The following is a 25,134-nucleotide window of genomic DNA, read 5'->3' as shown; positions in this document are numbered from 1 at the left end:
TTCCCGGTGGTAGCGTGGGGCTCCTTTCCCAGGAGTCACGACCATGCTTGACTGGAATGCCTACCGCAAGGAACTGAAGGGCCGCATCGGCGAGATCGGCAAGCTTTCGCCGGATACAGTGAAGGGGTACGCCACCCTGTCCAACGCCGGCGCGCAGACCAACCACCTTGATGCGAAGACCCGTGAGCTGATCGCGCTGGCGGTGGCGGTCACTACCCGCTGCGATGGCTGCATCACCGTGCACGTGGATGCCGCGTTGAAGCACGGCGCCAGTCGCGAGGAGATTGCCGAAGCGTTGGGCGTGGCCGTGTCGCTCAATGCCGGCGCCGCGCTGGTCTATTCGGCGCGGGTGATGGACGCGGTGGCCGCACACGAGAGCGCGTGATGCCACGCTCATCTTCCCGGTAGTGCCGGCCGCTGGCCGGCAGCCCCGGCATCTTTGAGCGCCTGGTGGGTTGCCGGCCAGCGGCCGGCACTACCCACGGTCGAACAGCGGGCTCAGCGCAGCTGGCTCTCGGCGAATTCCCAGTTGACCATCTGCCAGAACGCGTCCAGGTAACGCGCACGGTCGTTCTGGTAGTCGGTGTAGTAGGCGTGCTCCCAGACGTCGCAGCACAGCAGCGGCGTGCTGTCGCCGGTCAGCGGGGTGCCGGCATTGCGGGTGGCCTGGATGCCCAGCTGCCCGCCCGGGTGCTGCACCAGCCACACCCAGCCGGAGCCGAACAGGCCCAGCGCGGTGCGGTTGAATTCCTCGCGCAGGCGCTGCGCGTCGCCGAACTGGCGCTTGACCAGTTCGGCCAGCCGGCCCTGCGGCTCACCACCGCCGCGCGGACGCAGGCACTGCCAGTAGAAGCCGTGGTTCCAGGCCTGGTCGGCGGCATCGAACAACTTGCCCTGGGCGTGACGGACGATCTCTTCCAGTGACGCGTCTTCCCACTCGGTGCCCAGGATGCCGGCGTTGACCGCATCGACGTAGGCGCGGTGGTGGCGGCCGTGGTGCAGTTCCAGGGTCTGTGCGGACAGGTGTGGCTGCAGGGAGCCGGGAAGGTAGGGCAGGGCGGGCAATTCGACGGGCATGGACAGGTTCGTGGCCAGAGGGGCGGCGGCAGCCGGTTCCATCCGCTTACAATGGCGGCTACCGTGGGCAGTCTAGCCGACCACCGCGGTCGGTTTGTCCGGCGAAGCAAGGAGTGTGGTTGTGGCGGTGATGCAGCAAATCCAGGCCGAGGTCGATCGTTACCCGCTCGTGCTGTTCATGAAGGGCACCCCGCAGTACCCGATGTGCGGCTTCTCCAGCCGCGCCGTACAGGCCTTGATGGCGGCCGGCGCTGCCACCCTGCGCACTGTCAACGTGCTGGAAGAGCCCGAGATCCGCGCCAACCTGCCGCGCTTCTCCAATCTGCCGACCTTCCCGCAGCTGTTCATCAATGGTGAGCTGATCGGCGGCTGCGACATCGTTCTGGAGCTGTTCGAATCCGGCGAGCTCAAGCGCATCGTCGAAGAGGCGACCCAGGGATGAATGCCTGGCCATCGACGTCACCGACCGACGGGGCGCTCGATGGCCGCCCGTTGCAGGATCGCGTGGTGCTGGTTGCCGGCGCGGGCGGTGGGTTGGGAAGTGCGGCGGCGGTGGCGGCCGCGGCGGCCGGGGCCACGGTGGTGCTGCTCGGGCGCAAGCCGCGCCGGCTGGACCGGGTCTACGCCCAGGTCCAGGCCGTTGGCGCGGAACCGCTGCTGTACCCGTTGGACATGGAAGGGGCAGGCCCGGACGACTATGCCGAGCTGGCCCAGGCGCTTCAGCGTGAACTGGGGCGGCTGGACGGGCTGCTGGTCTGCGCTGCGCACTTTCCCGGGTTGACCCCGTTCGAGCTGGCCGATCCGGCCAGTTTCGCCCGCGCGGTGCACGTCACCCTGACGGCCCCTGCGTGGCTGGCCCAGGCCTGCCTGCCGCTGCTGCGGCAACGTGAGGATGCCGCCCTGGTGTTTGCCGTCGACGCCCCGGAGCGGGTCGGGCAGGCCTACTGGGGCGGCTATGGCGTGGCCCAGCATGGCCTGCGGGGCCTGATCACCAGCCTGCATGACGAGCTCGGCCGCAGCCCGGTGCGGGTCAGTGGCCTGTACCCGGGGCCGCTGCGTACGGCGCTGCGTGCCCGAGCCTATTCGGTTGACCAGGATCCGGCGGCTCAGGGGCCTGAGCAGGCGGCAGCGGCCGCCGTGACCCTGCTGTCCCTTGCCGGTCAGGCCTGGCGGGGCCAGATTCTCGATGCCAGTGGAGCATCCCCCGGCGCGTGAGTCCCGGGGAAAGGCGGAGTGAAGAACCCGTCACGATTGCGTTGCGATCCGGTGCCGTTTGTCTCACAACCGTCACATTGATGGCGTAGCGTGTTAATCTAGTGTTAACCGTTATGGCTGCCTTCAGCCAAGCGGTAGGGAACCCCAGATAACTCTCCGACCAGCCACCCGCAGGGCTGATTGGATGCGCTTTTTTTCCGCCATCGCCAACTCGCATCGAGGCTACCGAAAAATGACCCACCCACTCCGGATGTCCAAGCTTACCCTTGGTCTCGTGGCTGCACTTGCCGCCGCTCCCGCCTTCGCCCAGAGCAGCACCTCCGCCGGCGTCGGCGGCCAGGTGATGTCCGCCGCAGGCCAGCCTGTCGCCGGCGCTGAAGTCACCATCACCCACACCGAGTCGGGCACCGTTTCGCGTGCCACCACCGATGCGGCGGGTCGTTACAATGCGCGCGGCCTGCGCGTGGGTGGCCCGTACACCATCACCATCACCAAGTCCGGTGAAGGCACCAAGACCGAAGAAGGTGTCTACCTGAACCTGAACCAGGTCAACACCGTCAACGCCAACCTCGGCGGTGATCTGGCTGCCACCAACCTGGACGCCGTGAACGTCGTCGCCACCGCTGGCGGCCTGGACCTGTTCAGTGCCAACAAGATGGGCACCGGCACCAACGTGACCCGTGAAACGATGGATGCGCTGCCGTCGGCCAGCCGCAACATCCAGGATTACATCCGTCTGGACCCGCGCATCTCGCAGGTCAGCAAGGCTGACGGCGCGATCTCGGCCGGCGGCCAGAACACCCGTTACAACGCCATCCGCATCGACGGCATCAGCGCCTCCGATCCGTTCGGCCTGGGCTCCAACAACCTGCCGACCGAGCGTCAGCCGGTGTCGATGGACGCCATCCAGGAAATCAACATCGACCTGGCCAACTACGACACCACCATTTCCGGTGGTACCGGTGCGGTGATCAACGCCGTCACCAAGTCGGGTACCAATGAATTCCACGGCACCATCTACGGTTCCTACCGCGACAAGGACATGGTCCGTTCGCGCCTGGAAGGTGACAAGCAGGACTTCAACGGCTTCAAGGACGAGAAGACCTACGGCATGACCTTCGGCGGCCCGATCGTCAAGGACAAGCTGTTCTTCTTCACCAACTATGAAAAGTACGAGCGCGCGGCGGCTGGCGTTTCCCTGAGCGACACGCCGATCGGCCGTGGCACGATCACCCAGCAGCAGATCACCGATGTCCAGAACTTCCTGGGCAAGCTGGGCTATGACCCGGGCAGCCTGTCTGCGCCGAACAGCAAGACCGAGATCGAAGAGTACGCGGTCAAGCTGGACTGGAACATCAACGAGAACCACCGTGCGGCCCTGCGCTACAACAAGATGGAGCAGAACGTCGTTCGCTTCCCGCAGGTCAGCAGCAGCGCCATCTCGCTGAGCAACTTCTGGTACCAGCAGCCGACCGAATACGAAACCTGGATGGGCGAACTGTTCAGTGACTGGTCGGAGAACTTCTCGACCGAGTTCAAGGTCTCGCACAAGGATTACTCGGCCAACCGCGTTCCGCTGGTCGACATGCCGCAGATCCGCATCAAGTCGGGCAATGACTCGCTGTACGTCGGTACCGAGCAGAACACCCACGTCAACATCGTCGAGTCGAAGGAACTGAGCGCTTTCGGTGCCGGTACCTGGTACATCGGTGACCACACCGTCAAGTTCGGCTTCGACTACTCGAAGAACGACCTGATGAACTTCTACGGCCGCAACCTCAACGGCGTGTACGAGTTCAACAGCGTCAACGACTTCCTGGCGGGCAAGGCGTCGCGTTACCAGCTGCGTGCGCCGCGCGCCGATGGCAGCCGCAGCGACATCCCGGCCGACTTCACCCTGAAGAACACCGGCGTGTTCGTGCAGGACACCTGGGCGATCAACTACAACCTGAACCTGATGTTCGGCGTGCGCATCGACATGCCTGACTTCAGCACCCAGCGCCTGTACAACCCGCGCATCGAGCAGCTGTACGGCTTCAACAACACCAAGCTGGTCGACAAGAACCTGGTGCAGCCGCGCGTTGGCTTCAACTACACCTTCGACAGCGAGCGCCCGACCCAGCTGCGCGGCGGCGTGGGCCTGTTCGGCGGCGCTGCCCCGAACGTGTGGCTGGCAGGTGCCTACCAGAACACCGGCCTGAACTACATCGAGTACGACGAGCGCAGCATCCCGGCCGGTGCCTTCACCCCGGATGGCAACAACCCGTACATCCCGGCCGGTGGCCCGGCTTCGGCCCGTCAGAACGTCGACATCATCGCGCCGGGCACCCGCCTGCCGTCGGTGTGGAAGGCCAACCTGGCATTCGACCATGAGCTGCCGTGGTACGGCATCGTGGCGTCGGCCGAACTGCTGTTCACCAAGGTCAAGGACGGTATCTACTTCGACCGTCTGGACGTGTCGGCTCCGACCGCAACCGGTCAGGACGGCCGTGCGATCTACTGGAACGATGCAGGGCGCAACTCGGCCAACACCCGTATCGACAAGGGTGTGGACTACGGCATCTCCACCGGTACCAAGAACGCGGTTGATCGTTTCAACCGTCCGACCGACATCGGTGACGTGCTGGTCCTGCGCAACACCGACAAGGGTCACGGTACCCAGGCCACCTTCTCGCTGGCCAAGCCGCTGACCGAGAACTGGGGCTGGTCGCTGGGTTACACCTACACCAAGTCGTCCGAAGTCAGCCCGCTGTCCAGCTCGCAGAACACCTCGAACTGGAACAACACGCTGATCTTCAACGCCAACGAGAACGTGGCCTACAACTCGCGTTACGCGATGAAGGACCGCATCACCGGCACCCTGGAGTGGAAGCACAACTTCTTCGGTGACAACGCTACCCGCGTCGGCCTGTTCTACGAAGGCCGTTCGGGCCGTCCGTACAGCTACATCTTCTACAACGACGCGAACGGCGACGGTGCGACCACCAACGACCTGTTCTACGTGCCGAAGGGCCCGGGCGACGTGCTGTTCACCGGCGGCGCCGCGATGGAGAAGGCGTTCTTCGACTGGCTGGCAAAGACTCCGGATCTGGATGCCTACCGTGGCAGCGTGGTCCCGGCGAACTCGCACCGCGCTTCGTGGGTGAACAGCTTCGACGTCCGCATCAGCCAGGAATTCCCGGGCTTCATGAAGGGTCACAAGGGTGAAGTTGCCCTGGACATCATGAATGTCGGCAACCTGCTGAACAAGAAGTGGGGCCTGATCGACGACTACGGCTTCTACTCGACCCGTCGCGTTGCCAACTACGCGGGTATCGATCCGGCCACCGGCAAGTACGTGTACTCGTTCACCGGTTCGACCGACAACGCGCAGGTTCGGGAAAACAACAACGACAAGGGCAACACCGCGGTGTCGCGCTGGTCGATGCAGCTGACCCTGAAGTACAAGTTCTGATCCGTCAGAGCCTGAAGATGTAAGTGGAAACGGCCGGGGAAACCCGGCCGTTTTTCTTTGTTGCGATAGACAAGTAGTTTTTCCTTTGCTATAGCTGAATCGCGACTGCCCATGGATGGTGAAGATGAAGGTCAGGTACGGATTGTCCGAGTCGGCGATCATCGGATTGAAGGGCTGTAACTTCCTGCTGCATGAGGTTGCTTCGGGTCAATCTTCGGGCCGGCGATTTAGGGAGATGTTCGCCAATGTACTCTCGTGCCAAATGCGATTCTGTCCCGAGTGTGGCTCGAACAGTGGAGCGCATTATCAATGTAAAAGAGCGGGCGAGTATCTGAAGTCTGCGGGGAAGTGCAGTGTTCAGGACTTGCATGCGCGTTCGTTGATTTCGATGCATTCCCGTTTTGCCGCAAATAGCGTAGTTCGCAGTGACTTCAGGGTTAGGCGCGTTTGGGTAGGGCCCGAGGGGGCGCCATACAGCTTTGTTGCGGCGCAGATAGATGTTCAGTCGCACCTCTCGAAGCTGTGTAGATCGATGGCGGGGATGGAAACCGTTTCGCGCCTTTATGCACTCCTGCTTGCTATCGACATCCTTCACCCATTTGAGGATGGAAACGGGCGCCTTATGAGAGGGCTTGCCTTCGCGTTTTCCATTCAATTTCAATGTGACTTTTTTGCGTTCCTTGCGGTTTACATCAAGGTTATGCAGGACAACTTCGTTCATGCGCTTGAAATGGCCGCGGACGGTGTTCCGTTGGAATTGCATGATTTCCATTCCGTTGCGGTTGAAATGTATCAGCGTCTTCTGGCTGAGCCAGGTGGATTTGAGCGTTGGCTGATTGAGCTTCTGATTCTGAAGGAGGGTCGGGTTTGCGACGGCGATAGTCGTTGTCATTTGATTGATTGATTGAATTGGATGAGTGCTGACTTTAACTAAGGAGGGTTCGTGATGAAGTTGAGTGTCATTATTGCTTCGGTAGTATTTGGTATGAGTCTGACGGCAGTGTCCGAGAAGGCTAGTGCGCTGGATCCTTGGTGCAACCCTAGCTACTGTCCGCCGACTCCGGGCTATCCTGGCTCTGGCGAAACATCCCGAGAGGAAGACTATGGCGATACAAATAGGCTCGTCGCCGGCGTGGTGAGCTGTGACTCGCCTGTGCAGGAGCGCTACGCCGCAGTCTTGGCTGCATATTTGGCGGATCCGATCTATGCACGGGTTATCTACTATGAGCAGAGTCCGCGCGGAGAGTTCCACGCGATGTACACCGGAATCGCGGAGTTGAATGGGCGGTTGGCCTTTGAGTCCTGGACCATCACGGATCCGTCTTCATCTGTTCCGATAGCCCCCAATCCGGTTCCTGGATTCGAGTGCCGCAGATAGTTGATCTCGTGTGATCGACGCGGTGCGGAAAACGGCCGGGGAAACCCGGCCGTTTTCCGTTCAGGCGAAAGTCCTTGCAGGCGGCCCTGCATGGGCGTAGCATCCAGAAATGTGCGCGGCGCCACTGCCGCCGAAGCGGTCCCGGACAGGTGATCACGGGCGGCACATATCCAACGGTCGGGTTTCCCGGCCGTTTTGCTTTTTAAGGGGGCGGCAGTACAGTCGGAAACCTTGAAGGAAGCGAAAAATTGGATATGACCACGAACGAAAAAGCAGCCCGCGCGCTGCCGGTGCAGGACGCACGGATCTACCCGCGCGGTGGGCTGGATGTGCTGTCGCGGGCCGAGGTGGCGCGCCTGCGCGATGCCTCCGCCGGCGGCATGCACGAGCTGCTGCGCCGCTGCGCGCTGGCCGTGCTGACCAGCGGCAGTGCCTCTGACGATCCGCGCGCGGCGCGCGATCTGTATCCCGATTTCGACATCCAGGTGGCGCAGCAGGATCGCGGCGTGCGCATCGACCTGGTCAACGCGCCGGCGATGGCCTTCGTCGATGGCGAGATCATCCGCGGCGTCGCTGAACTGCTGTTTGCGGTGGTGCGCGACCTGGCCTACATGGCCATCGAAATGGGCCCGGCCTATGCGGCCGAGCTGGAGTCGTCCGAAGGCATCACCAACGCGGTGTTCGGCCTGCTGCGCAACGCCCGCATCCTCAACCCGGGTGATCCGAACCTGGTGGTGTGCTGGGGCGGCCACTCGATCTCGCGCGACGAATACCTGTACACCAAGCAGGTGGGCTACGAGCTGGGCCTGCGCGGCCTGGACATCTGCACCGGCTGCGGCCCGGGCGCGATGAAGGGCCCGATGAAGGGTGCCACCATTGCCCACGCCAAGCAGCGCCGTACCGTGACGCGTTACATCGGCCTGACCGAGCCGGGCATCATCGCCGCCGAGTCGCCGAACCCGATCGTCAACCACCTGGTGATCATGCCGGACATCGAGAAGCGCCTGGAGGCCTTCGTCCGCATCGGCCACGGCATCATCGTGTTCGCCGGTGGCGTCGGTACCGCCGAGGAGATCCTGTACCTGCTCGGCATCCTGCTGCGCGAGGAAAACAAGGACCTGCCGTTCCCGCTGATCCTGACCGGCCCGACCGTGGCCGCGCCGTACTTCGAGCAGATCGACCGCTTCATCCGCCTGACCCTGGGCGATGAAGCCGCCGAGCGCTACGAGATCATCATCGGCGACCCGGTGGCGGTGGCGAAGAAGATGGCCAACGGCATCAAGCGCGTGCGCGAACACCGCCTGGCGCAGAAGGATTCGTTCTTCTTCAACTGGTCGATCGAGATTCCGTGGGAGTACCAGCAGCCGTTCGTGCCGACCCACGAGGCGATGGCCGCGCTGGACCTTCACCACGGGCGTGCGCCGCATGCGCTGGCGGCCGACCTGCGGCGGGCGTTCTCGGGCATCGTGGCCGGCAACGTGAAGGAAGACGGCATGCGCCGCATCGAGCAGTTCGGGCCGTTCCAGATCCACGGCGACACCGACATGATGCAGGCCCTGGACGCGCTGCTGCGCGCCTTCGTCGAGCAGCGCCGGATGAAGATCTCCGGCGAATACCAGCCCTGCTACCAGGTGCTGGCCTGAGCCTGCACCGGCGCGATGGGGATCGCGCCGGGCCGGAAAGGGAAGGGCGGGTCGTCAAGCCTTTGACGCCCGTCGTCCCGGATTGACCGTTCATCCTGCCGCCGCTTGCTGGTGGCAGGACGATGGCCCATCGTGGCCATCAATACGCTGGGGAGCGTCCAATGTCTTTGCGCCGGGAAAACGGCTTCACGTTGATCGAACTGATGGTCACCATCGCCGTGGTGGCGATCCTGGCCGCGATCGCGTTTCCGAGCTTCCAGGGCACCCTGCGTTCCAGCCGGGTGACCTCGGGCAACAATGAAATCCTGGGCCTGCTCAGCCTGGCCCGCAGCGAGGCGATCCGCAGCAACCGCGGCGGCGGCGTGTGCGGCAGCAGCGATGGCGCCAGCTGCGACGGCAGCTGGTCCGGCGGCATGCTGGCCTTCGCCGATACCAACGGTGACGGCGAGATGTCGTCGGGCGAGACCGTACTGCGCTTCGTCAATGGAAGCCCGAAGCTGAAGGTCAGCGGGCCGTCGGAGGTGATCGCCTTCGACGGCCGCGGGCGCCGCAGGGCCAGCACCGATCAGGAGATCCTGCTGGAGCCGGATGTCTGCAGCAAGGACGCGCTGCACAAGCGCACATTGACGGTGAACGCCTCCGGGCAGATCCGCAGCACCAAGGAAGCCTGCCCATGAAATCCCGCTCCATCCGCGCGCGGCAGGCAGGGGGCTTCACCCTGCTGGAAGTGCTGATCGCCATCATCGTGCTGGCGTTCGGCCTGCTGGGTTTCGCGCTGCTGCAGACCATGAACGTCCGCTTCGTGCAGAGTGCCAACTACCGCACCCAGGCCACCAATCTTGCCTATGACCTGACCGAGCAGATGCGCAGCAACCGCTACCAGGCGGCGTGGTACACCACTGCGTCGTTCGCGGCAGGCAGCAAGACCGCGGAGACGGCGTGCAGTGCCGACACCGGCGACGTCGCCATTTCCGCCAAGGTCGCGCGCTGGCAATGCCAGGTGGTGAAGGCCCTGGGTGATGACGCGGGCGCGGAAGTCACCTACAACGGCGGGAAGGTGAAAGTGGCCGTCAGCTGGGGCGACCAGCGCTGGGATCCGGACCATCCGGACAAGGCCACCACCTTCGCCCTGGATACGGAGCTGTGAGCATGGCCATGAACCGTCGTGCCGCCATGACCGGCCTGTCGCTGGTTGAGCTGATGGTCGCGCTGGTGATCAGCCTCGTGCTGATGCTGGGCGTGGTCCAGGTGTTCATCGCCTCGCAGACCGCCTCCCGCCTGTCCGAGGGCGCCTCCCGCGTGCAGGAGAACGCACGTTTCGCGCTGGATTTCCTGGAGCGCGACATCCGCATGGCCGGACACATGGGCTGCGTCAACGACCAGGCCCACGTAGTGAAGAACCAGGGCGACCCGGTGTCACACCTGGGGGCAACCTCGGGCGATGGCAGTCCGCTGGATTTCAGCGTGTCCATCCAGGGCTTCAATGCGCCTGAGACGGCGCCAGGCGGTAGCCTGACGCTGGGGGCGGACTGGTCGGCTCCGACCGGCCTGCCTACTGCGATCGAAGGGCTCATCCCGGCACCGGCCGGCGGCAGCGACGTGCTGGTCCTGCGCTTTTTCGCGCCGGAAGGCGTGCCGGTCACGGCCATTTCCGCGGACGGCGGCAACGCGCTGCTGGACATGGACAGCACCCGCGTCGCCCGCCTGACCGGCGGTGGCGTGGGCGATCCGACCCTGTTCGGCATCGCCGACTGCGGCCACGCGGATGTGTTCGCGGGCACGTTGAGCGCCGCACGGGTCACCGCCGCTTCGCTCGACCTGTCGCGCTATGCCGCGCAGCCCACCGGGCAGACGATGCTCTATCGCGCCGAGTCGATGGTTTATTACGTGGGCATCAATCCGGAGACGAAGCAGCCGGGCCTGCGCCGCGCACGCGCCAACAGTGACGGCGCCTACTCGGTCAACGAAGAACTGGTGGAGGGCATCGAAAGCCTGCAGCTGATGTACGGCCTGGACAACACCGCCAACATCGGCCTGGACACGCCACCAGCCGGCAACATCACGCAGTTCGCTGCGGCCGACGGCGTCAGCACCGATGCCGATGCCAAGGGGGCCGCACAATGGCTGCGCGTGGGACAGGTGCAGGTGGGGCTGCTGGCACGCAGTCCGTCGCCGTCGTCTTCGACCCGCTCGGCCAATGCGCTGTCTGTGCTCGGCGTGGGCTTTGCCAACGGCGACAAGTCCGACGGTCATTACCGCTCCAGCTATGAAGTGTCGATTGCGCTGCGCAATCGCCTGTTCGGAAACTGACCATGACTCCTTTCCCGCGTTCCTTCCGGCCTGTCGCCGCTCCCGCCCAGCAGCGCGGTGCGGTGCTGTATGTGGCCCTGGTGATGCTCATCCTGCTGGCGCTGCTCGGAATCGCCGGCATGCAGGTGGCCGGCATGCAGGAGAAGATGGCGGCCAACTACCGGGCGGCCAACCGCGCTTTCCAGAATTCGGAAGGCGTGGTGCGGGCGGCCGAGCGTTCGGTCGAGCAGATCACCAATCGCGAAAGCGTGAGCGAGGGCAGCCTGCTGCAGGCGGGGGATGTATCGCGTGTCTGCGATGACGGTTTCGATCCGGCCAGTTGGGCGGAGGACCGGCGCGACGAGACGGCGCCGGCCGTCAACGTGCGGCAGATCGACAGCTGCGTGGTCGGCGAATCGTCGCTGGACATGGGCCGGCCGCTGGATGACACCACACCGATCTACCAGATCACCGGGTTCGCTACCGACGATGCCGATGCGAGCTCGTCGTCGGTGGTGATCGATACCGTATTCAAACTCTGAGGACGCAGGCCATGGCTTCGCGCAAATTCCGCTTCATGGCCGCAGGCGGCGCCGCACTGGCGCTGGGGGGAGGCTATTTCATCTACAGCCTGATGGCCGCCCAGGCCCAGGGCACGCTGGCGCAGGCGCCGCTGAACATCCAGGTGCAGACGGCCCCGGCGTTCCTGATGGCGCTGGATGATTCCGGTTCGATGCTTTGGGAAGTGCTGAACAATACCCGCGACGGCGTTTACCGCTGGGGCGGGAAGAGCTTCTACACGGGCAGCGAGGCCAACGGCTACGTTGATGGTGGGCTGTTGTACCACTATGTGTTTCCAAGCTACGGTCGGGACTCCAATCTGGCACTTCCGCCGCTGGATGCCTACGGTTTCGTGCGTTCTCCGGACGTCAACGCTTCCTACTTCGATCCACGCGAAACATACTCGTACTGGAAGACGGGTCTTCCGGAGCCCAATGCCGACTTCCCGAAGCTGGGTATCGATCCCAAGAGTGCGCCGCTGGACCCTCGGCCGAGTGGGGCCTTCTCTCTGAAGACGGGTGCGCTGAACCTGACCGTCGATTCGACGAGCACTGCCATCGTGGTCAATGGCAGCAACCTGGCCTGGCGATTCCAGTTCTACAGCGGCATGGTATTGCCGTCGGGCACGCGTATTGAGCGCGACCGCTGTAGTGATCTGAACCGCAACAACAGCACGTACGACGGCAGTTTCAGCGTAGTCGGTTCCAAGGCTGTGACCCTTACCTCGAACTGCAGTGCGGCCATGGTGTTCTTCCCGGCCACGTTCTATCTGGCGGATCGGACAACGTTGCCAGCGGGGTATGGCTATACCGCGTCACCGGTGGCGGTGACCAATCCTGTGGGCGGTCGCCCGGGTACCTTGTACAAGTACGAGATCAAGCTCGACAATTTCGGCAAGAACACGGCCAAGTACAACGAGGCCATGGGCAACTTTGCCCGCTGGTTCAGCCTGTATCGGACGCGTCGTGAATCGCTGATCGGTGCAGCCACCACTGCGCTGCATGACCAGACCAACCTGCGAGTTGGCTGGTTCCGCATCAACAACCGGCGCAACGTCACGATGTACAACATGACCAATGATGATGAGAAGTCGACGCTTCTCGCTGACATCATGAAGGACATGCGTGCCAGCAGCAGTACGCCCAATCGATCGGCCGCCGATTACCTGGGCCAGCAGTTCAAGCGTACCGACGCGAAAGCACCGGTGCTGCTGTCGTGCCAGAAGAATGCCGGCATGCTGTTCACCGACGGCTACATCAACGAAACCGGCAACAGGACGTTGATGAAGGACCTGGTGGCGCCGTACTACGAAAAGTCGCTGGTGGATACCAAGGAGACCAATTCCGTGCCAGTGCCTTCCGAGTGCAAGGGGGCCAATCCGGACCCGGCGCTGGACTGCAAGACGCACCTGCACATGAATTTCTACGGCGTGACCCTGGGTACGCTGGGCAAGGAGTTCGGCGTCAAGTACCTGCCGGATCCCAAACGGCCGTGGGTACTCAGCCCCAATCCCTATGTGAACAAGCCGAACTTCCCCACGTCGACGCAGGATCTCAAGCCGGAAGCGGTCGATGAGTTGTGGAACGCGGTGTATGACACCCGCGGCGAAATGGTCAATGCCACGCGTCCGGGCGATATCACCGCTGCAATGCGCCGCATCATCAGCAACGTCGCCCAGGGCGCCACGCCGTCCGGCTCGCGTTCGCTGACCGGCGCGCGCATCGGCGTAGGCTCGTTGTCGGTGGAGCCGTTCTACGAAGCGACCAACAACGGCACCGACTGGTACGGCAAACTGCACGCCTTCAAGCTGAAGGTGGAAGAATCCACCCGCAAGGTCATTTCGGAGGAGGCCTGGGAAGCCTCCGCGCAGATGCCGGCGGCCGATTCACGCCGCATCCGTTTCTGGCGCAACGGCGCGCTGGTGGACTTCTCCAGTGGCAACGTCAGCCTGGCCAATCTGTGCGACAAGTCGGGCTCGCTGTATCCGGGCATGAAGATCTGCTCTGAATCGGAGATCACCACGCTGGCCACCGACTCGGCAACGGCGGTGGCCTATCTGCGGGGTGCTACCGGCAACGAGAAGCGCAATGGCGGCAAGCTGCGTGACCGCACCACCGTGCTGGGCGACATCATCACCTCCACGCCGGTGCTGAGTTCGCCCCTGGACGACTACGGTTTCCGCCGTCTGCCGGGTGCGATCGGCAGCAGCTACGCCGAGTACATGACCACCAAGCGGGATGATCGTCGTTACATGGTCTATGCCGGTGCCAATGACGGCATGCTGCATGCCTTCGATGGCGGCATGGGCGCGACCGGGGAAATGGACAGTGACGGCGGCAAGGAACTGTTCGCCTACATTCCGTCCACCGCGCTGGGCCATATGGGCAATCTGCTGCTGCCCTACGATCCGACCAATGAAAACACCCAGCGCTTCCAGCATCGCTACTACGTCGATGGCCCGATAACGGTCAGCGACACCTACGGCAGCAATGGCTGGACCACCTCGCTGGTGGGTACTGCAGGTGCGGGCGGGCGCAGCGTGTTCGCACTGGATGTGTCCGATCCAGGCAGCTTCGGGGGAACCGGTTCGCTGCTGTGGGAGATCAGCGATCTGAACTCGGCGCTGGACAGCGAAGTTCGGGCCAACATCGGCCATGTGCTGGGCAAGCCGGTGATCGTGCCGATGAAGAACGCAGACGGTTCGGTGAGTTTCCGCGCGATCTTCGGCAATGGTTATGAAAGCAGCAGCGGCAAGGCGGTCCTGTTCGTGGTCGACATGGTGGCCGGCAGTACGCCGACCATCCGCATGATCGAAGCCGTCGAGTCCGGCACCAACCTGCCGGCCGGCAGCAATGGGCTGGGCAACATCGTCGTGGTCGATCGCTGGGGTGGAGCGGGGCAGAACGAACAGGTGCGCGATGGCCTGGCAGATACTGTCTATGCGGCCGACAAGCGCGGCGCGGTCTGGAAGTTCGACCTGCGTAACGATGCTGCACCGACGGTGCCGTTGTTCACCACCGATACGCATGTCGATGCGAGTGATCGCCTGACCTATCGTCAGCCGATCACCGGCGGCATGACCGTGACCACGGGGCCGTCCGGCGGTGTGATGCTGATCTTCGGCACCGGCAGCTTCTCCTACTACGGCGACGAGAACGATTCGGCGCTGCAGGCGCTGTACGGCATCAACGACACCGAGGCCGGCCTGTCGACCGCGACACTGACTTCGGCCAACCTGCGTTCGTATGCGGCCGGCATCAGTGACAACCTGCGCACGCTGAGTGCAGGCAGCATTCCCACGGTCAGTCGTGGCTGGACAGTGACGCTCGCCAACAAGGAGCGGGCCGTGGGCAATCCGCGCATCGTCTCCGGCGTGGTGTTCTTCCCGACCTATATTCCTTCCGAGGCCCAGGGCTGTTCGGTGGATGGCTCGAACTGGCTGTTCGGCCTCCAGGCCAGCAGTGGCGAGGCATCGATGTCGCAGGTGCGCTTTGGTGCACCGGACGGAAAATCGCAGGGCGCAGGGACGGCGGGTGTCGCGCTGAATACCGGCGGCAACGCGCCGGTACGCGATGTCACCACCTCGGTGGTGCCACGGCTGGCGCCGCCGGACGCGGGCAAGCCTGGCAGTCCGCCGCCGAAACCTCCGGGCGATGCCTGCGTGATGCAGATTTCGGTGGCTGGCGCGGATCCGATGTACCTGCCGTACCCCTGCGGTCGCCAGTCGTGGAGGCAGATCCAGTGATCGACGTTCCTTCTTCGCCGGCACCAGGAGCCACCGCAATGCGCACACCGTTCATGGCGGGCCGCCTGGCCCGCGGTTTCAGCCTGATCGAACTGATGATCGTGGTGGCGGTCGTGGCGATCCTTGCTGCGATCGCCTATCCGAACTACAGCGCGCATGTGCTCAAGTCGCGGCGTGCGCAGGCCAAGGCCGATCTGGTGGAGTACGCGCAGCTGGCCGAGCGCTACCACACCATCAACAACACCTATGTGGGCTTCACCTTCCCCGGCGGAGCTGAGTCCATCAACTCGCCACGCGAGGGCGGCACCGCGGCCTACACCCTGTCCATGGAGACCGGGCAGTCGACGTTCACGTTCACTGCAGCGGCGGCCAATGCGCAGACCAAGGACAAATGTGGCGACCTGACGCTCAACCAGGCCAACGTGAAGACGTCGCAGGCAACACTGTCCGACTGCTGGTGACGCGAGCAGGAAGCTGCCTGCAGGGCTGCGTGAAAGAGTGTTGCACTCTCTGTTCGAGGTGATTACAATGCGCCTCCCCGCCCGAATAGCTCAGCCGGTTAGAGCACTTGACTGTTAATCAGGGGGTCGTTGGTTCGAGTCCAACTTCGGGCGCCAAGCATTACGCATCAAAGGCTTGCGGTTATCCGCAGGCCTTTTTTGTTGTCAGCAGGGTGGGCCGTCCTGGCTGCGGGTCGAGCGGATTCTGCCGCTGTTGCCGACGATGACCCGGGCGCGCTCCCGGTCGTCCGCGCAGATGCGCAGCGTCAGGTTCGCACCGGGGCTGCGGCCATCCGGCTGGAAGTAGATCTGCGGCCGGCCGCTGCTGCTGGCGGCGCTGATCCTGACGCTGGACAGGCCGGACTGGTGCAGCAGGATGGACTCGACGGAGGAGGGGGGCTGTCGCCGGCCGTCGGTCCTGTACACGATCCAGCCCTGGCTCCAATCGTCGCCGCAGTGGTGCCCATCGGGGCTTGCGCACAGGCCGATCAGCGCACTGCGCATGATGGCCTGGTAACGCGCCGTGGCCAGACAAGACTGCAGGCTGAGGCGGGTGGATTCCGCGCGTTGATGCAGCATCAGTTCCCGCAGCGCGGGCCAGCCGGCTGCCAGCAGGACAGCAAGGACCGCCACCACCACCAGCAGTTCGAGCAGATGCATGCCGTGCTGTGTGTCGGGGTTGGAAGCAGGAAGGAGGCGCATGCATCCAGCCTCGCTGCCTCGCAGGGACTGCGCCATCAGGTAGCGCCGCGCTCGGCTGCCCGGAAACCCCTCAGCCGGCCGTCACTCCTGGCCCCGTATACTCACCCTTCCCGGGAACTGGCAACACCATGAGCGACCGTTTTGAACTCGTCTCGCCGTATTCGCCGGCGGGCGACCAGCCCGATGCCATCGCGAAGCTGACCAGCAACTTCGAAGCGGGCATCGCCAAGCAGACCCTGCTGGGCGTCACCGGCTCGGGCAAGACCTACACCATCGCCAACGTCATCCAGAACGTGCAGAAGCCGACGCTGATCATGGCGCCGAACAAGACGTTGGCGGCGCAGCTGTATGGCGAGTTCAAGGCGTTCTTCCCGCACAACGCGGTGGAGTACTTCGTCAGCTACTACGATTACTACCAGCCGGAAGCCTATGTGCCGTCGTCGGACACCTTCATCGAGAAGGACAGTTCGATCAACGAGCACATCGAGCAGATGCGCCTGGCCGCGACCAAGACCCTGCTGTCGCGCCCGGATGCGATCGTGGTGGCGACCGTATCGGCGATCTATGGCCTGGGTGCGCCCGAGGATTACCTGTCGCTGCGCCTGATCCTGTCCAAGGGCGAGCGCATCGACCAGCGCGACCTGATCAATCACCTGACCCAGCTGCAGTACACGCGCAACGAGTACGAACTGCAGCGCGGTACGTTCCGCGTGCGCGGCGAAGTGATCGATGTGTTCCCGGCCGAGTCGGACAGCGAGGCGCTGCGCCTGGAGCTGTTCGATGGCGAGGTCGAGAAGATCACCCTGTTCGACCCGCTCACCGGCGAGACGCTGCGCAACATGCAGCGCTTCACCGTGTACCCGAAGACCCACTACGCGACCACCCGCGAGCGTGTGCTGGCGGCGGTGGACACCATCAAGGTCGAGCTGAAGGAGCGGTTGGAGCAGCTGTACGCGGAAAACAAGCTGGTCGAGGCCCAACGCCTGGCCCAGCGTACCCAGTTCGACCTGGAAATGATGGCCGAGGTCGGCTTCTGCAACGGCATCGAGAACTACTCGCGTCACCTCACCGGCAAGAATGCCGGCGAGCCGCCGCCGACCCTGTTCGACTACTTGCCGCCCGACGCACTGCTGGTGATCGACGAATCGCACGTGACCATTCCGCAGATCGGCGCGATGTTCAAGGGCGACCGCTCGCGCAAGGAGACCCTGGTCGAGTTCGGCTTCCGACTGCCATCGGCGCTGGACAATCGTCCGCTGCGCTTCGAAGAGTGGGAAGAGCGCTGCCCACGTGCGATCTACGTGTCGGCTACGCCCGGCCCCTATGAATATCGTGAGGCGGGTGACGAGATCACCGAGCTGGTGGTGCGCCCGACCGGCCTGATCGATCCGGTAGTGGAGATCCGTCCAGTCGGCACCCAGGTCGACGACCTGATGAGCGAGGCCAACGAGCGCATCAAGGCCGGCGACCGCGTGCTGGTCACTACGCTGACCAAGCGCATGGCGGAGAACCTCACCGAATACCTCACCGAGCACGGCATCCGCGTGCGCTACCTGCATTCGGACGTGGACACGGTCGAGCGCGTGGAGATCATCCGCGACCTGCGCCTGGGCAAGTTCGACGTGCTGGTTGGCATCAACCTGCTGCGCGAAGGCCTGGACATGCCCGAGGTGTCGCTGGTGGCGATCCTCGATGCCGACAAGGAGGGCTTCCTGCGCTCGACGGGTTCGTTGATCCAGACCATCGGCCGTGCGGCGCGCAACGTGCGCGGCAAGGCGATCCTCTATGCCGACAAGATCACCCGGTCGATGCAGGCGGCGATCGACGAGACCGACCGCCGCCGCGCCAAGCAGGTCGAGTACAACGAGGAGCACGGCATCGTGCCGCGCTCGGTGGCGCGGCCGATTGTCGACGTTCTGGAAGGCGCCCGGTCCGACGCAGCGGAGAAGGAAGCCAAGAAGGGCAAGGGCAAGAGCCGGGCAGGCGTGGCAGAGGAAGGGGCCGACTACCGGTCGCTCAGCCCGGCCCAGCTGGCCACCCGGCTCAAGGCGCTGGAACAGCAGATGTACCAGCATGCCAAGGACCTGGAGTTCGAGGATGCGGCACGCGTGCGCGACCAGATCCGGCAGCTGAAGGAAGCCAGCCTGGGCTGAACGCGGCGGCGCAGCCGCATCTTCACAAAAGTGTTGCGCTTCACGGCCGGCATCCGTAATATACGCGGCCTGCACCGACGCAATCGCGGAAATGCAGAAGCAAAACGGGCGGTTAGCTCAGCGGTAGAGCACTACCTTGACATGGTAGGGGTCACAGGTTCGAACCCTGTACCGCCCACCACGAAGTCCCTGCAAAGGGGCTGTCGTGAACTGCAAAGCCCGGCCCTGGCGCCGGGTTTTTACGTAGCAAGGCCAGCTTTCGGGCGGCAAGAACAAGATGGGCGGTTAGCTCAGCGGTAGAGCACTACCTTGACATGGTAGGGGTCACAGGTTCGAACCCTGTACCGCCCACCACCTGGCTCCCGGCATGACCGGTGCAGCGGTGGATCACGATGAAAGCCGGCCTTGGGCCGGCTTTTTTCATGTGTGATGGTTGCCTCGCTGCGTATCAACGCTGGGCGACCCATTCATCGAGGCTGATCATGCGCTGCAGCTTCCAGTGGCCCTCGACGCGTTCCCAGACCTGCGCGTAGCGCGCCGACCTGGACCGTTGCTGCTGGCCGTCTGCGGCCAGAGGCTGGTAGCCCACGCGCAGAACGCGGTCCTGGCGCAGCCGGTACAGCTGCAGGGTCGCCGGATCGCGTGCCGCCGGCGCGCCTGCGTGTTCGGCGTCGGCCTGCAGGATCTGGCGGCGTAGTGAGGTGTCCCCGGCGTCGGCGTCGGCGTCGCGGCCGAACAATCCAGCGCACAACAGCAGCAGGGCAAGCATCGGCATGGCACGGTGCTCCGGAGAAGGGAGTCCAGCGTGGCACTGCCTCCTGCCCGGTGAAACCGGTATGCGACGAAAGCCGGTAAAGCGTGCGTCAAGCGGGTCCGGGGAGGATGAATCCGGGGCGGGGTGGCCAGTACCCCCTGGCCCTGCCACCGCCGCGGAGCCGGAACAGCGTCGCGGCGGTGGCAACGGGTCAGAGAACCCGGGCTTCGGAACGGATGGGATTACAACGGATCACAGCACAGTACCTGACCGGGCTTGCCGGAATTTCCGAACGGACAGCTCGGGTGCGGTTCGCAGCCCGGCGCGTAGCCGGTCTTGGGCGCGACGGCGAAGGCCTGGGCGGCGCCGAAGGCCATGGCGGCGACAACGACGATACCGGCGACGGACGAAAGGACTTTCTTTCCGATCATGTGTATCTCCTTGGTTGGCGTTGTGGTGTTGCAGTTGCCGAAGGCACGTGAGTGCCAGTGGTGGCGCGGGAGTAATGTCGAGGTGCTGGTGTCTGTCTGGTCAGGGCAGGGCGAGGTCCGGCGCCAACGACGTCATGGCGGCCTGTACGACCTGCTCATCAAGCTGGCCCACATGCTTGTAGGCCACGCCACCATCGCTGCCCAGCACGATCAGCATCGGGGTGACCGTTGCGCGATAGCGCTTCGATGCATCGCCTTCGCTGTCGATGGCGACCGGGAAGCGCAGATCGTGCGCGCCGGCGTAGTCGGCCAGTTCATCGTAGGGAGGAAGTCCCACGCCGATCAGTTCGCTGGCACCCCGTGCAGCGGCGATCTTCCGCACATGTGGCATCGAGGCCAGGCAGTAGCGGCAGGTCGTGGAAAAGAAGTAGAGGATCTGCGGCGCAGCGCGCGGGCCGCCCAGCTGCACACGGGCCTGCTGCGTGGTCTTCAGCGCAAGCGGGGCGGGAACGCTGCCGCGTGCCAGGCCGTGCGCTTCAAGCCGCATCGCCTGCAGCTGCGAGGCCATCTGTTGGTTGATCTGCCGCAGCTGGCGGTTCTGCCATCCCAGCGCGACGATCAGCGCAGACAGCAGCAGGGCCACAATGGGGAACAGGACGCGCTTGATCATCGATCATCCTTGAACGCAGCGTTGGGCCGAACATACCGGAACTGGCGCACAGGTTGTTAAGCCAATGTTCGCCACGCGCGCACGGGTGTCGTGCCTGTACTAGAGTGGCACCCGCGCAGGCATGCGCGCCTGCCTTCCTCCCATTACCAGAAGGATTTCCCGATGAGCGATCATGTCCCGGTGTCCCGGCCCAATCCAGTTCTTGAACTGCTGTTTGGCGGCAACATGCTGGAGGGCACGTTCAAGGCGGTGGTCTGGGTGGCCCTGCTGGCTGCAGTCCTGGCCTGGACCACCTTCCGCTGAGTCCTTGCGCGGCGCTGCAGCACCGGCTGCAGGCGCCGTTGCGGCCCGCTCAGGCGTTGAAGGCCTGGCGCAGGCTGCGCAGGCTCGCCTGGCGCTGTTCCTTCGCGATGGCCTCACCCATTTCCAGCTCCTGCAGGCGCAGCCCGACCAGGGTCATCGACAGCGCGTAGCCGCGCGCCGCATCGGCAACGCGCGAAAGTCCCAGCGCGCGCCGCGCCAGCGCGTTCACGTGTTCCAGGTCGGGCATCAGGCCCAGGTAGGCGCGCTCGGCGCTTTCCAGGTCGGGAGCACGCAGGATCGCGTGCGCTTCAGCAGCAGGGGAGACGGAGGCCATGGGGGGGTCCTTGTCCGTAGCAGGCGCTCGATCAGAACGAGCGCATCAGGGAAACGAAGGCCGACGTCTGTGTACCACGTCGTGCCATCGGGCTGTCCTTCACCGCATCGCCGAACCACTGGTTGGCGACCACGCCTGTCGCACGCCACTTGGTGCCCAGCGGCGTGCTTACCGCGATCTGCAGGCTCGGTGATGTCGTGCTGCCTGGGCGGTAGGCCGACAGGCCCGAGCGCAGTGCTTCCTCGTCGCTGATGCCGTAGTAGTACTCCAGCAGGCGTGCGCTGGAGTGCACCACGCCCACCCGCGGCACCCAGGTGAAGCGGCCGGCCTGGATCGGATAGCTGTAATGCAGGCGCGATTCGAATCCACCGCCATGCCCGGTGATCTCACGCATCACGCCGGCCTCGACAATGCCCCAGTCGGCGCTGTATTCACCGTTGATTCCTGCCATGGCCGACATCTGCCGGCTGTGCAGGCGGCGCAGCTGCGGATCATTCACGTCGTCGGTCTTGAAGCGCAGCGTGTAGGGCGTGAGTGCTGCCGACAGCCGCAGGCCCTGGCCCTTGTACAGGTACATGCCCAGCGAGCCGGGGCTGGCGAAGAAGCGCTGGCCCTGCCAGGAAATCGCCGGTACGACCAGTGGCTTGACGTCGTAGTGCGCATACGCGCCGGACGTCGCACCTGCGGTGATGCCGGCCTGCACGCCCGGGCTGCGGTCGGCTGCATGCGTGATCAACGGCAGGCCGATGGCAGCGGAGAACAGCAGGGGGCGAAGCAGGGTCGGGGACAGCGACGACATCGATCAGCCACTTTGCGGGGGATGGCTGCGCATGGTGCGGGCCCAACATTGTCAGAACATTGCGCCTGGACAATCGGCACGCAATGACGCCCAAAGCAGGCGCCAGGCACTATGATCGGCACCGTTTCCGGCAGCCGAGTCCCTGATGCGCATCCTTCTGGTCGAAGACGATCCTGATCTGTCCCGTGCCCTGCAATCGGGCCTGGAGCGGCAGGGCGTGGTGGCCGATGTGGTCGGCAGCCTGGCCGAAGCGGCCATCGCGCTGCGCGATCCGGTGCACCAGTTGATGCTGCTCGACCGCCAGCTTCCCGATGGTGACGGCGCCGGTTTTGTCGCCACTGCGCGGTCACTGCGCCCGAACCTGGCGGTGATCATGCTGACGGCCAAGGGCACGTTGTCGGACAAGGTCGAAGGGCTGGATGTCGGTGCCGATGACTACCTGGTCAAGCCGGTGGCGATCGAGGAACTGATGGCGCGCATCCGCGCGGTGTCGCGGCGGCCCTCTGCGATGGTGACACCGAGCCTGCGTCTGGGACGGCTCGAATTCGACTTCGAATCGCTGCAGGCTCAAGTGGAGGGCCAGCCGCTGCCGCTGCCGCGCCGGCAGGTGCTGGTGCTGCAGGCGCTGGCGATGCGGCAGGGGCGCACGGTTACCCGCAGTGCGCTGGAAGCGGCGGTATACGGCTTCGATGATGAGATCCAGTCCAATGCGCTGGACGCGCATATCTCCAAGCTGCGCAAGGCGCTTCAACAGGCCGGGGCGGGCGTGGAGATCCACGTGATCCGCGGCGTCGGCTACCTGCTGGCGGAGGCCTGAGATGGCACGCCCGATCCGTTCCATCACGCTCGGCCTGGCCTGGCGCCTGTTCCTGGCGCAGGCATTCACCGTGCTGTTCGCGGTGGTTGCGTTGATCCTGACCTGGGGTGACAAGGACTCCTGGGGCATGGACATGTTCATGGCCGAGGCGGTGGCCAAGGCCGTGCACAGTGAGGGCGGCCGGTTGGTGCTGGATGAAGCGCGCTGGCGCAGGCTGGACGCGGATGCGGGAGGCAATCTCTGGTTCGCGGCGGTCGATGACAAGGGCATCTGGCTGGAACGCGGCACGATTCCGGCCATCCACGCGCCGTTGCTGGCGCGGTTGCCGACGCTGGGTGCCACCGAACTCGGTTCGCTGGTGCCGCCCTACCTGGATGTGGCCAGGGTCATGATCCGCAACGAGGATGGCCGACGCATCACGGTGATGGTGGGTGGCGCACCGAAGGGCGGGCTGCTGGATGGCGCACTGATGGTGTTGCGCCTGATCGGCCTGTGGTTCTTCCTGCCGCTGATCGTGGTCACGCTGCTGGTGATGCCGACGGTGATCCACCGCGCGATGCGCGGTGTGCGGCGTTCCGCGCAGCAGGCCAAGGAGCTGGATATCGGCCAGCCGGGCGCGCGGCTGGACGCGCAGCTGGTGTCGACCGAGGTTGCGCCGCTGGTGGAAGCGTTCAACGATGCGATCGACAAGGTGCAGCAGGGCTACGCGGCGCGCGACAAGTTCCTCGCCGATGCCGCGCACGAGCTGCGCGTGCCGATCGCGGTGGTGCAGGCGCGCCTGTCACAGCTGCCGCAGGGCGAACTCAAGTCGCAGCTGCTCACCGACGTTGCCCGCCTTGGCAACGTGGCCGAGCATCTGCTCGACCTGCAGCGGCTTGACCGCAATGTCGGTGCGCTGCAACGGCTGGACCTGGCGCTGCTGGTGCGCGAAGCCGCTGCCGAGCTGGCGCCACTGGTGGTAGGGGCGGGCTATGGCTTCGAGGTGGATGCGCCGGACGCGCCGGTGTGGATCCACGGCGACAGCCTGGCGCTGGGGCGGGTGATCGCCAACCTGGTGCACAACGCCATCGTCCACGGTGGTGGTCGCGGCACCATCTGCGTGCGCCTGGATGAGCGTGGCCTGCTGGAGGTCAGCGACCAGGGTGCCGGTATTCCAGTCAATGACCGCGAGGCGATCTTCGAGCCGTTCCATCGGCTGCGCGCGGCCGGCAGTGGCAGTGGGCTGGGCCTGCATCTGGTGAAGGAGATCGTGCAGCACCACGGCGGCTCGGTCAGTGTCGGCGAAGCGGCCGGCGGTGGCGCCAGCTTCCGGGTGAATTTCCATCGCGGCACCGTTCGGCGCTGACACCCGCGCGGGGCATTGCCCGATAGGCAGGCCGTCGTGGTCGATTGCAGGCTGCACGGATGGTTCCCGAACGATCCGCCCCACCCCTGTTCGGCGGGGGCAGTGCCGCAGGGCTGGTGCTGGGCGCGTTGGCCTGCATGCAGCTGCCGGTGCTGCTGCCGCTGTGGCTGTGCGCGCCGTTGGCGGTCGCCGCTGGCGCCGGCTGGCTTGCGCGCTGGCGTGGCCGGGGCTGGGCGATGGCCGTGTTCGGGCTGGCATGGGCGACGCTGCACGGGCATTGGGCGCTGCACCACCAGATAGCTCCCGCTGCGCTGGCGCAGGATGTGCGGGTGCAGGGGCGGGTGATCGACCTTCCCCACAGCGGGCCTGGCTACACGCGCTTCATGCTGTATGTGGACGAGGCCGTGACGCTGCCATCGCTGCGTGGCACACGCCTGCAGGTCACCTGGAATGATCCGTGGCGCGGGGCTGCAAACGCCGGCAGTGAAGGCGGGCGCCACGCGGTGCGCGCCGGGGCGCATTGGGAATTGTCACTGCGCCTGCGGGCGCCGCGTTCACGGATCAATCCGGGCGGCTTCGATGCCGAGCGGCAAGCATTGCAGCGGGGCATTTCCGGCAATGGCACGGTTCGTGATCCGGCAAGCGCACGTGAGCGGCTGCCCGCACAAGGTCTGCAGGCCTGGCGTGAACGCAGCAGCGCCGTGATTGCCACGCAGGTGGCGCATCCCGCTGCGCGGTTCGTACAGGCGCTGGCGCTGGGCGACACCCGTGGCGTGTCCGATGCCGACTGGGACCACCTGCGCGCGCTGGGCCTGACCCATCTGGTCGCCATTTCCGGATTCCACGTGGGCGTGGTGGCTGGATTCGGTGCGCTGTTGTGCCGCGTGTCGTGGTGGTTGTGGCCAGCGCTGGGGCGGGTCCGGCCACGGCCGCAGGCCGCCGCGTGGGGCGCCGCGCTGGCCGC

At 64.8% G+C, this 25,134-nt stretch carries 24 protein-coding genes and 3 tRNA genes; 20 read left to right on the top strand and 7 right to left on the bottom strand.

The genetic code is table 11. The features are described 5' to 3' along the window. Window positions 1-43 precede the first annotated feature (43 nt). On the top strand, window positions 44-385 hold the full coding sequence (locus SSKA14_RS16785) for a carboxymuconolactone decarboxylase family protein (protein ID WP_008268125.1): 342 nt from the start codon (window positions 44-46) through the stop codon (window positions 383-385). A 113-nt stretch (window positions 386-498) separates the two neighbouring features. Here the strand turns inward: SSKA14_RS16785 and SSKA14_RS16780 are convergent, their stop codons facing one another. Further along, window positions 499-1,077 carry a superoxide dismutase gene (locus SSKA14_RS16780; protein ID WP_040009764.1) on the bottom strand — a complete coding sequence of 193 codons (579 nt, stop codon included), beginning with the start codon at window positions 1,075-1,077 and terminating at the stop codon, window positions 499-501. Window positions 1,078-1,198: 121 nt separating this feature from the next. Here SSKA14_RS16780 and grxD point away from each other — a divergent pair, with 121 nt between their 5' ends. The 12 genes from grxD to SSKA14_RS16720 all read left to right on the top strand — a co-directional run bounded on the left by grxD (window position 1,199) and on the right by SSKA14_RS16720 (window position 15,979). Next, window positions 1,199-1,519 carry a Grx4 family monothiol glutaredoxin gene (grxD, locus tag SSKA14_RS16775; protein WP_006429513.1) on the top strand — a complete coding sequence of 107 codons (321 nt, stop codon included), beginning with the start codon at window positions 1,199-1,201 and terminating at the stop codon, window positions 1,517-1,519. Next, a complete protein-coding gene (locus SSKA14_RS16770; protein WP_008267354.1) occupies window positions 1,516-2,292 on the top strand; it encodes an SDR family NAD(P)-dependent oxidoreductase in 777 nt (258 codons plus the stop codon). Before grxD ends, SSKA14_RS16770 begins: the two co-directional genes overlap by 4 nt. Before the next feature lie 232 nt (window positions 2,293-2,524). Continuing rightward, window positions 2,525-5,746 carry a carboxypeptidase regulatory-like domain-containing protein gene (locus SSKA14_RS16765; RefSeq protein WP_040008205.1) on the top strand — a complete coding sequence of 1,074 codons (3,222 nt, stop codon included), beginning with the start codon at window positions 2,525-2,527 and terminating at the stop codon, window positions 5,744-5,746. 115 nt (window positions 5,747-5,861) lie between these two features. Next, entirely contained in the window at window positions 5,862-6,650 is a 789-nt protein-coding gene (locus tag SSKA14_RS16760) for a Fic family protein (RefSeq protein WP_083797389.1), read from the top strand. Window positions 6,651-7,378: 728 nt separating this feature from the next. Continuing rightward, on the top strand, window positions 7,379-8,767 hold the full coding sequence (gene ppnN, locus SSKA14_RS16755) for a nucleotide 5'-monophosphate nucleosidase PpnN (RefSeq protein WP_006429576.1): 1,389 nt from the start codon (window positions 7,379-7,381) through the stop codon (window positions 8,765-8,767). 161 nt (window positions 8,768-8,928) lie between these two features. Next, window positions 8,929-9,444, top strand: a complete 516-nt coding sequence (locus tag SSKA14_RS16750; RefSeq protein ID WP_008265299.1) for a GspH/FimT family pseudopilin — start codon at window positions 8,929-8,931, stop codon at window positions 9,442-9,444. Next, window positions 9,441-9,914, top strand: coding sequence for a type IV pilus modification protein PilV (gene pilV, locus SSKA14_RS16745; protein WP_008267795.1), 474 nt, complete (start codon window positions 9,441-9,443; stop codon window positions 9,912-9,914). The genes SSKA14_RS16750 and pilV overlap by 4 nt, the downstream gene beginning before the upstream one ends. A 2-nt stretch (window positions 9,915-9,916) precedes the next feature. Then, entirely contained in the window at window positions 9,917-11,077 is a 1,161-nt protein-coding gene (locus SSKA14_RS16740; protein WP_008266297.1) for a PilW family protein, read from the top strand. Between the two features lie 2 nt (window positions 11,078-11,079). Then, window positions 11,080-11,598, top strand: coding sequence for a PilX N-terminal domain-containing pilus assembly protein (locus tag SSKA14_RS16735; RefSeq protein ID WP_006429636.1), 519 nt, complete (start codon window positions 11,080-11,082; stop codon window positions 11,596-11,598). Window positions 11,599-11,609: 11 nt separating this feature from the next. Then, on the top strand, window positions 11,610-15,362 hold the full coding sequence (locus tag SSKA14_RS16730) for a PilC/PilY family type IV pilus protein (protein WP_008267181.1): 3,753 nt from the start codon (window positions 11,610-11,612) through the stop codon (window positions 15,360-15,362). A 38-nt stretch (window positions 15,363-15,400) separates the two neighbouring features. Further along, a complete protein-coding gene (locus tag SSKA14_RS16725; protein ID WP_040008194.1) occupies window positions 15,401-15,823 on the top strand; it encodes a type IV pilin protein in 423 nt (140 codons plus the stop codon). Between the two features lie 79 nt (window positions 15,824-15,902). Next, a tRNA-Asn gene (locus SSKA14_RS16720) sits at window positions 15,903-15,979 on the top strand. Window positions 15,980-16,027: 48 nt separating this feature from the next. On the opposite strand, the gene SSKA14_RS16715 is transcribed toward SSKA14_RS16720, so the two are convergent. Continuing rightward, on the bottom strand, window positions 16,028-16,564 hold the full coding sequence (locus SSKA14_RS16715; RefSeq protein WP_269724179.1) for a GspH/FimT family protein: 537 nt from the start codon (window positions 16,562-16,564) through the stop codon (window positions 16,028-16,030). 128 nt (window positions 16,565-16,692) lie between these two features. Here SSKA14_RS16715 and uvrB point away from each other — a divergent pair, with 128 nt between their 5' ends. The 3 genes from uvrB to SSKA14_RS16700 all read left to right on the top strand — a co-directional run bounded on the left by uvrB (window position 16,693) and on the right by SSKA14_RS16700 (window position 19,071). Further along, the gene (gene uvrB / locus SSKA14_RS16710; RefSeq protein WP_008266925.1) at window positions 16,693-18,717 is read left to right on the top strand and encodes an excinuclease ABC subunit UvrB; all 2,025 of its coding nucleotides are present in this window, start codon (window positions 16,693-16,695) and stop codon (window positions 18,715-18,717) included. Window positions 18,718-18,823: 106 nt separating this feature from the next. Then, a tRNA-Val gene (locus SSKA14_RS16705) sits at window positions 18,824-18,898 on the top strand. Window positions 18,899-18,996: 98 nt separating this feature from the next. Beyond that, window positions 18,997-19,071: transfer RNA gene (locus SSKA14_RS16700), tRNA-Val, on the top strand. 94 nt (window positions 19,072-19,165) lie between these two features. Here SSKA14_RS16700 and SSKA14_RS16695 read toward each other — a convergent pair. The 3 genes from SSKA14_RS16695 to SSKA14_RS16685 all read right to left on the bottom strand — a co-directional run bounded on the left by SSKA14_RS16695 (window position 19,166) and on the right by SSKA14_RS16685 (window position 20,572). Continuing rightward, on the bottom strand, window positions 19,166-19,492 hold the full coding sequence (locus tag SSKA14_RS16695; RefSeq protein WP_008267001.1) for a hypothetical protein: 327 nt from the start codon (window positions 19,490-19,492) through the stop codon (window positions 19,166-19,168). Between the two features lie 221 nt (window positions 19,493-19,713). Next, on the bottom strand, window positions 19,714-19,902 hold the full coding sequence (locus SSKA14_RS16690; protein ID WP_008268658.1) for a hypothetical protein: 189 nt from the start codon (window positions 19,900-19,902) through the stop codon (window positions 19,714-19,716). Between the two features lie 100 nt (window positions 19,903-20,002). Then, window positions 20,003-20,572 (bottom strand): TlpA disulfide reductase family protein, encoded by a 570-nt coding sequence (locus tag SSKA14_RS16685; protein WP_008266634.1) that lies wholly within the window; start codon window positions 20,570-20,572, stop codon window positions 20,003-20,005. A gap of 162 nt (window positions 20,573-20,734) precedes the next feature. Here SSKA14_RS16685 and SSKA14_RS24015 point away from each other — a divergent pair, with 162 nt between their 5' ends. Then, complete coding sequence (locus SSKA14_RS24015; protein WP_008268513.1) at window positions 20,735-20,875, top strand: hypothetical protein; 141 nt, start codon at window positions 20,735-20,737, stop codon at window positions 20,873-20,875. Between the two features lie 49 nt (window positions 20,876-20,924). Here SSKA14_RS24015 and SSKA14_RS16680 read toward each other — a convergent pair whose 3' ends face one another. Further along, a complete protein-coding gene (locus tag SSKA14_RS16680) occupies window positions 20,925-21,209 on the bottom strand; it encodes a hypothetical protein (protein WP_008265603.1) in 285 nt (94 codons plus the stop codon). A 31-nt stretch (window positions 21,210-21,240) separates the two neighbouring features. Continuing rightward, window positions 21,241-22,008 (bottom strand): MipA/OmpV family protein, encoded by a 768-nt coding sequence (locus SSKA14_RS16675; RefSeq protein WP_008264774.1) that lies wholly within the window; start codon window positions 22,006-22,008, stop codon window positions 21,241-21,243. Between the two features lie 145 nt (window positions 22,009-22,153). Between SSKA14_RS16675 and SSKA14_RS16670 the strand changes: the two genes are divergently transcribed. The 3 genes from SSKA14_RS16670 to SSKA14_RS24205 form a co-directional block, all read left to right on the top strand. Next, window positions 22,154-22,825, top strand: a complete 672-nt coding sequence (locus tag SSKA14_RS16670; RefSeq protein ID WP_006429911.1) for a response regulator transcription factor — start codon at window positions 22,154-22,156, stop codon at window positions 22,823-22,825. Between the two features lies 1 nt (window position 22,826). Continuing rightward, window positions 22,827-24,170 carry a HAMP domain-containing sensor histidine kinase gene (locus SSKA14_RS16665; protein ID WP_008267420.1) on the top strand — a complete coding sequence of 448 codons (1,344 nt, stop codon included), beginning with the start codon at window positions 22,827-22,829 and terminating at the stop codon, window positions 24,168-24,170. 59 nt (window positions 24,171-24,229) lie between these two features. Then, window positions 24,230-25,134 (top strand): ComEC/Rec2 family competence protein (locus SSKA14_RS24205; RefSeq protein WP_232281437.1); only part of this gene is annotated, 905 nt, incomplete at its 3' end.

It is taken from the genome of Stenotrophomonas sp. SKA14, assembly GCF_000158575.1.
Taxonomy (GTDB): Bacteria; Pseudomonadota; Gammaproteobacteria; order Xanthomonadales; family Xanthomonadaceae; genus Stenotrophomonas; species Stenotrophomonas forensis.
The sequence above is the reverse complement of the archived record's forward strand: the minus strand, read 5'-3'. Positions and strand labels throughout refer to the sequence as shown.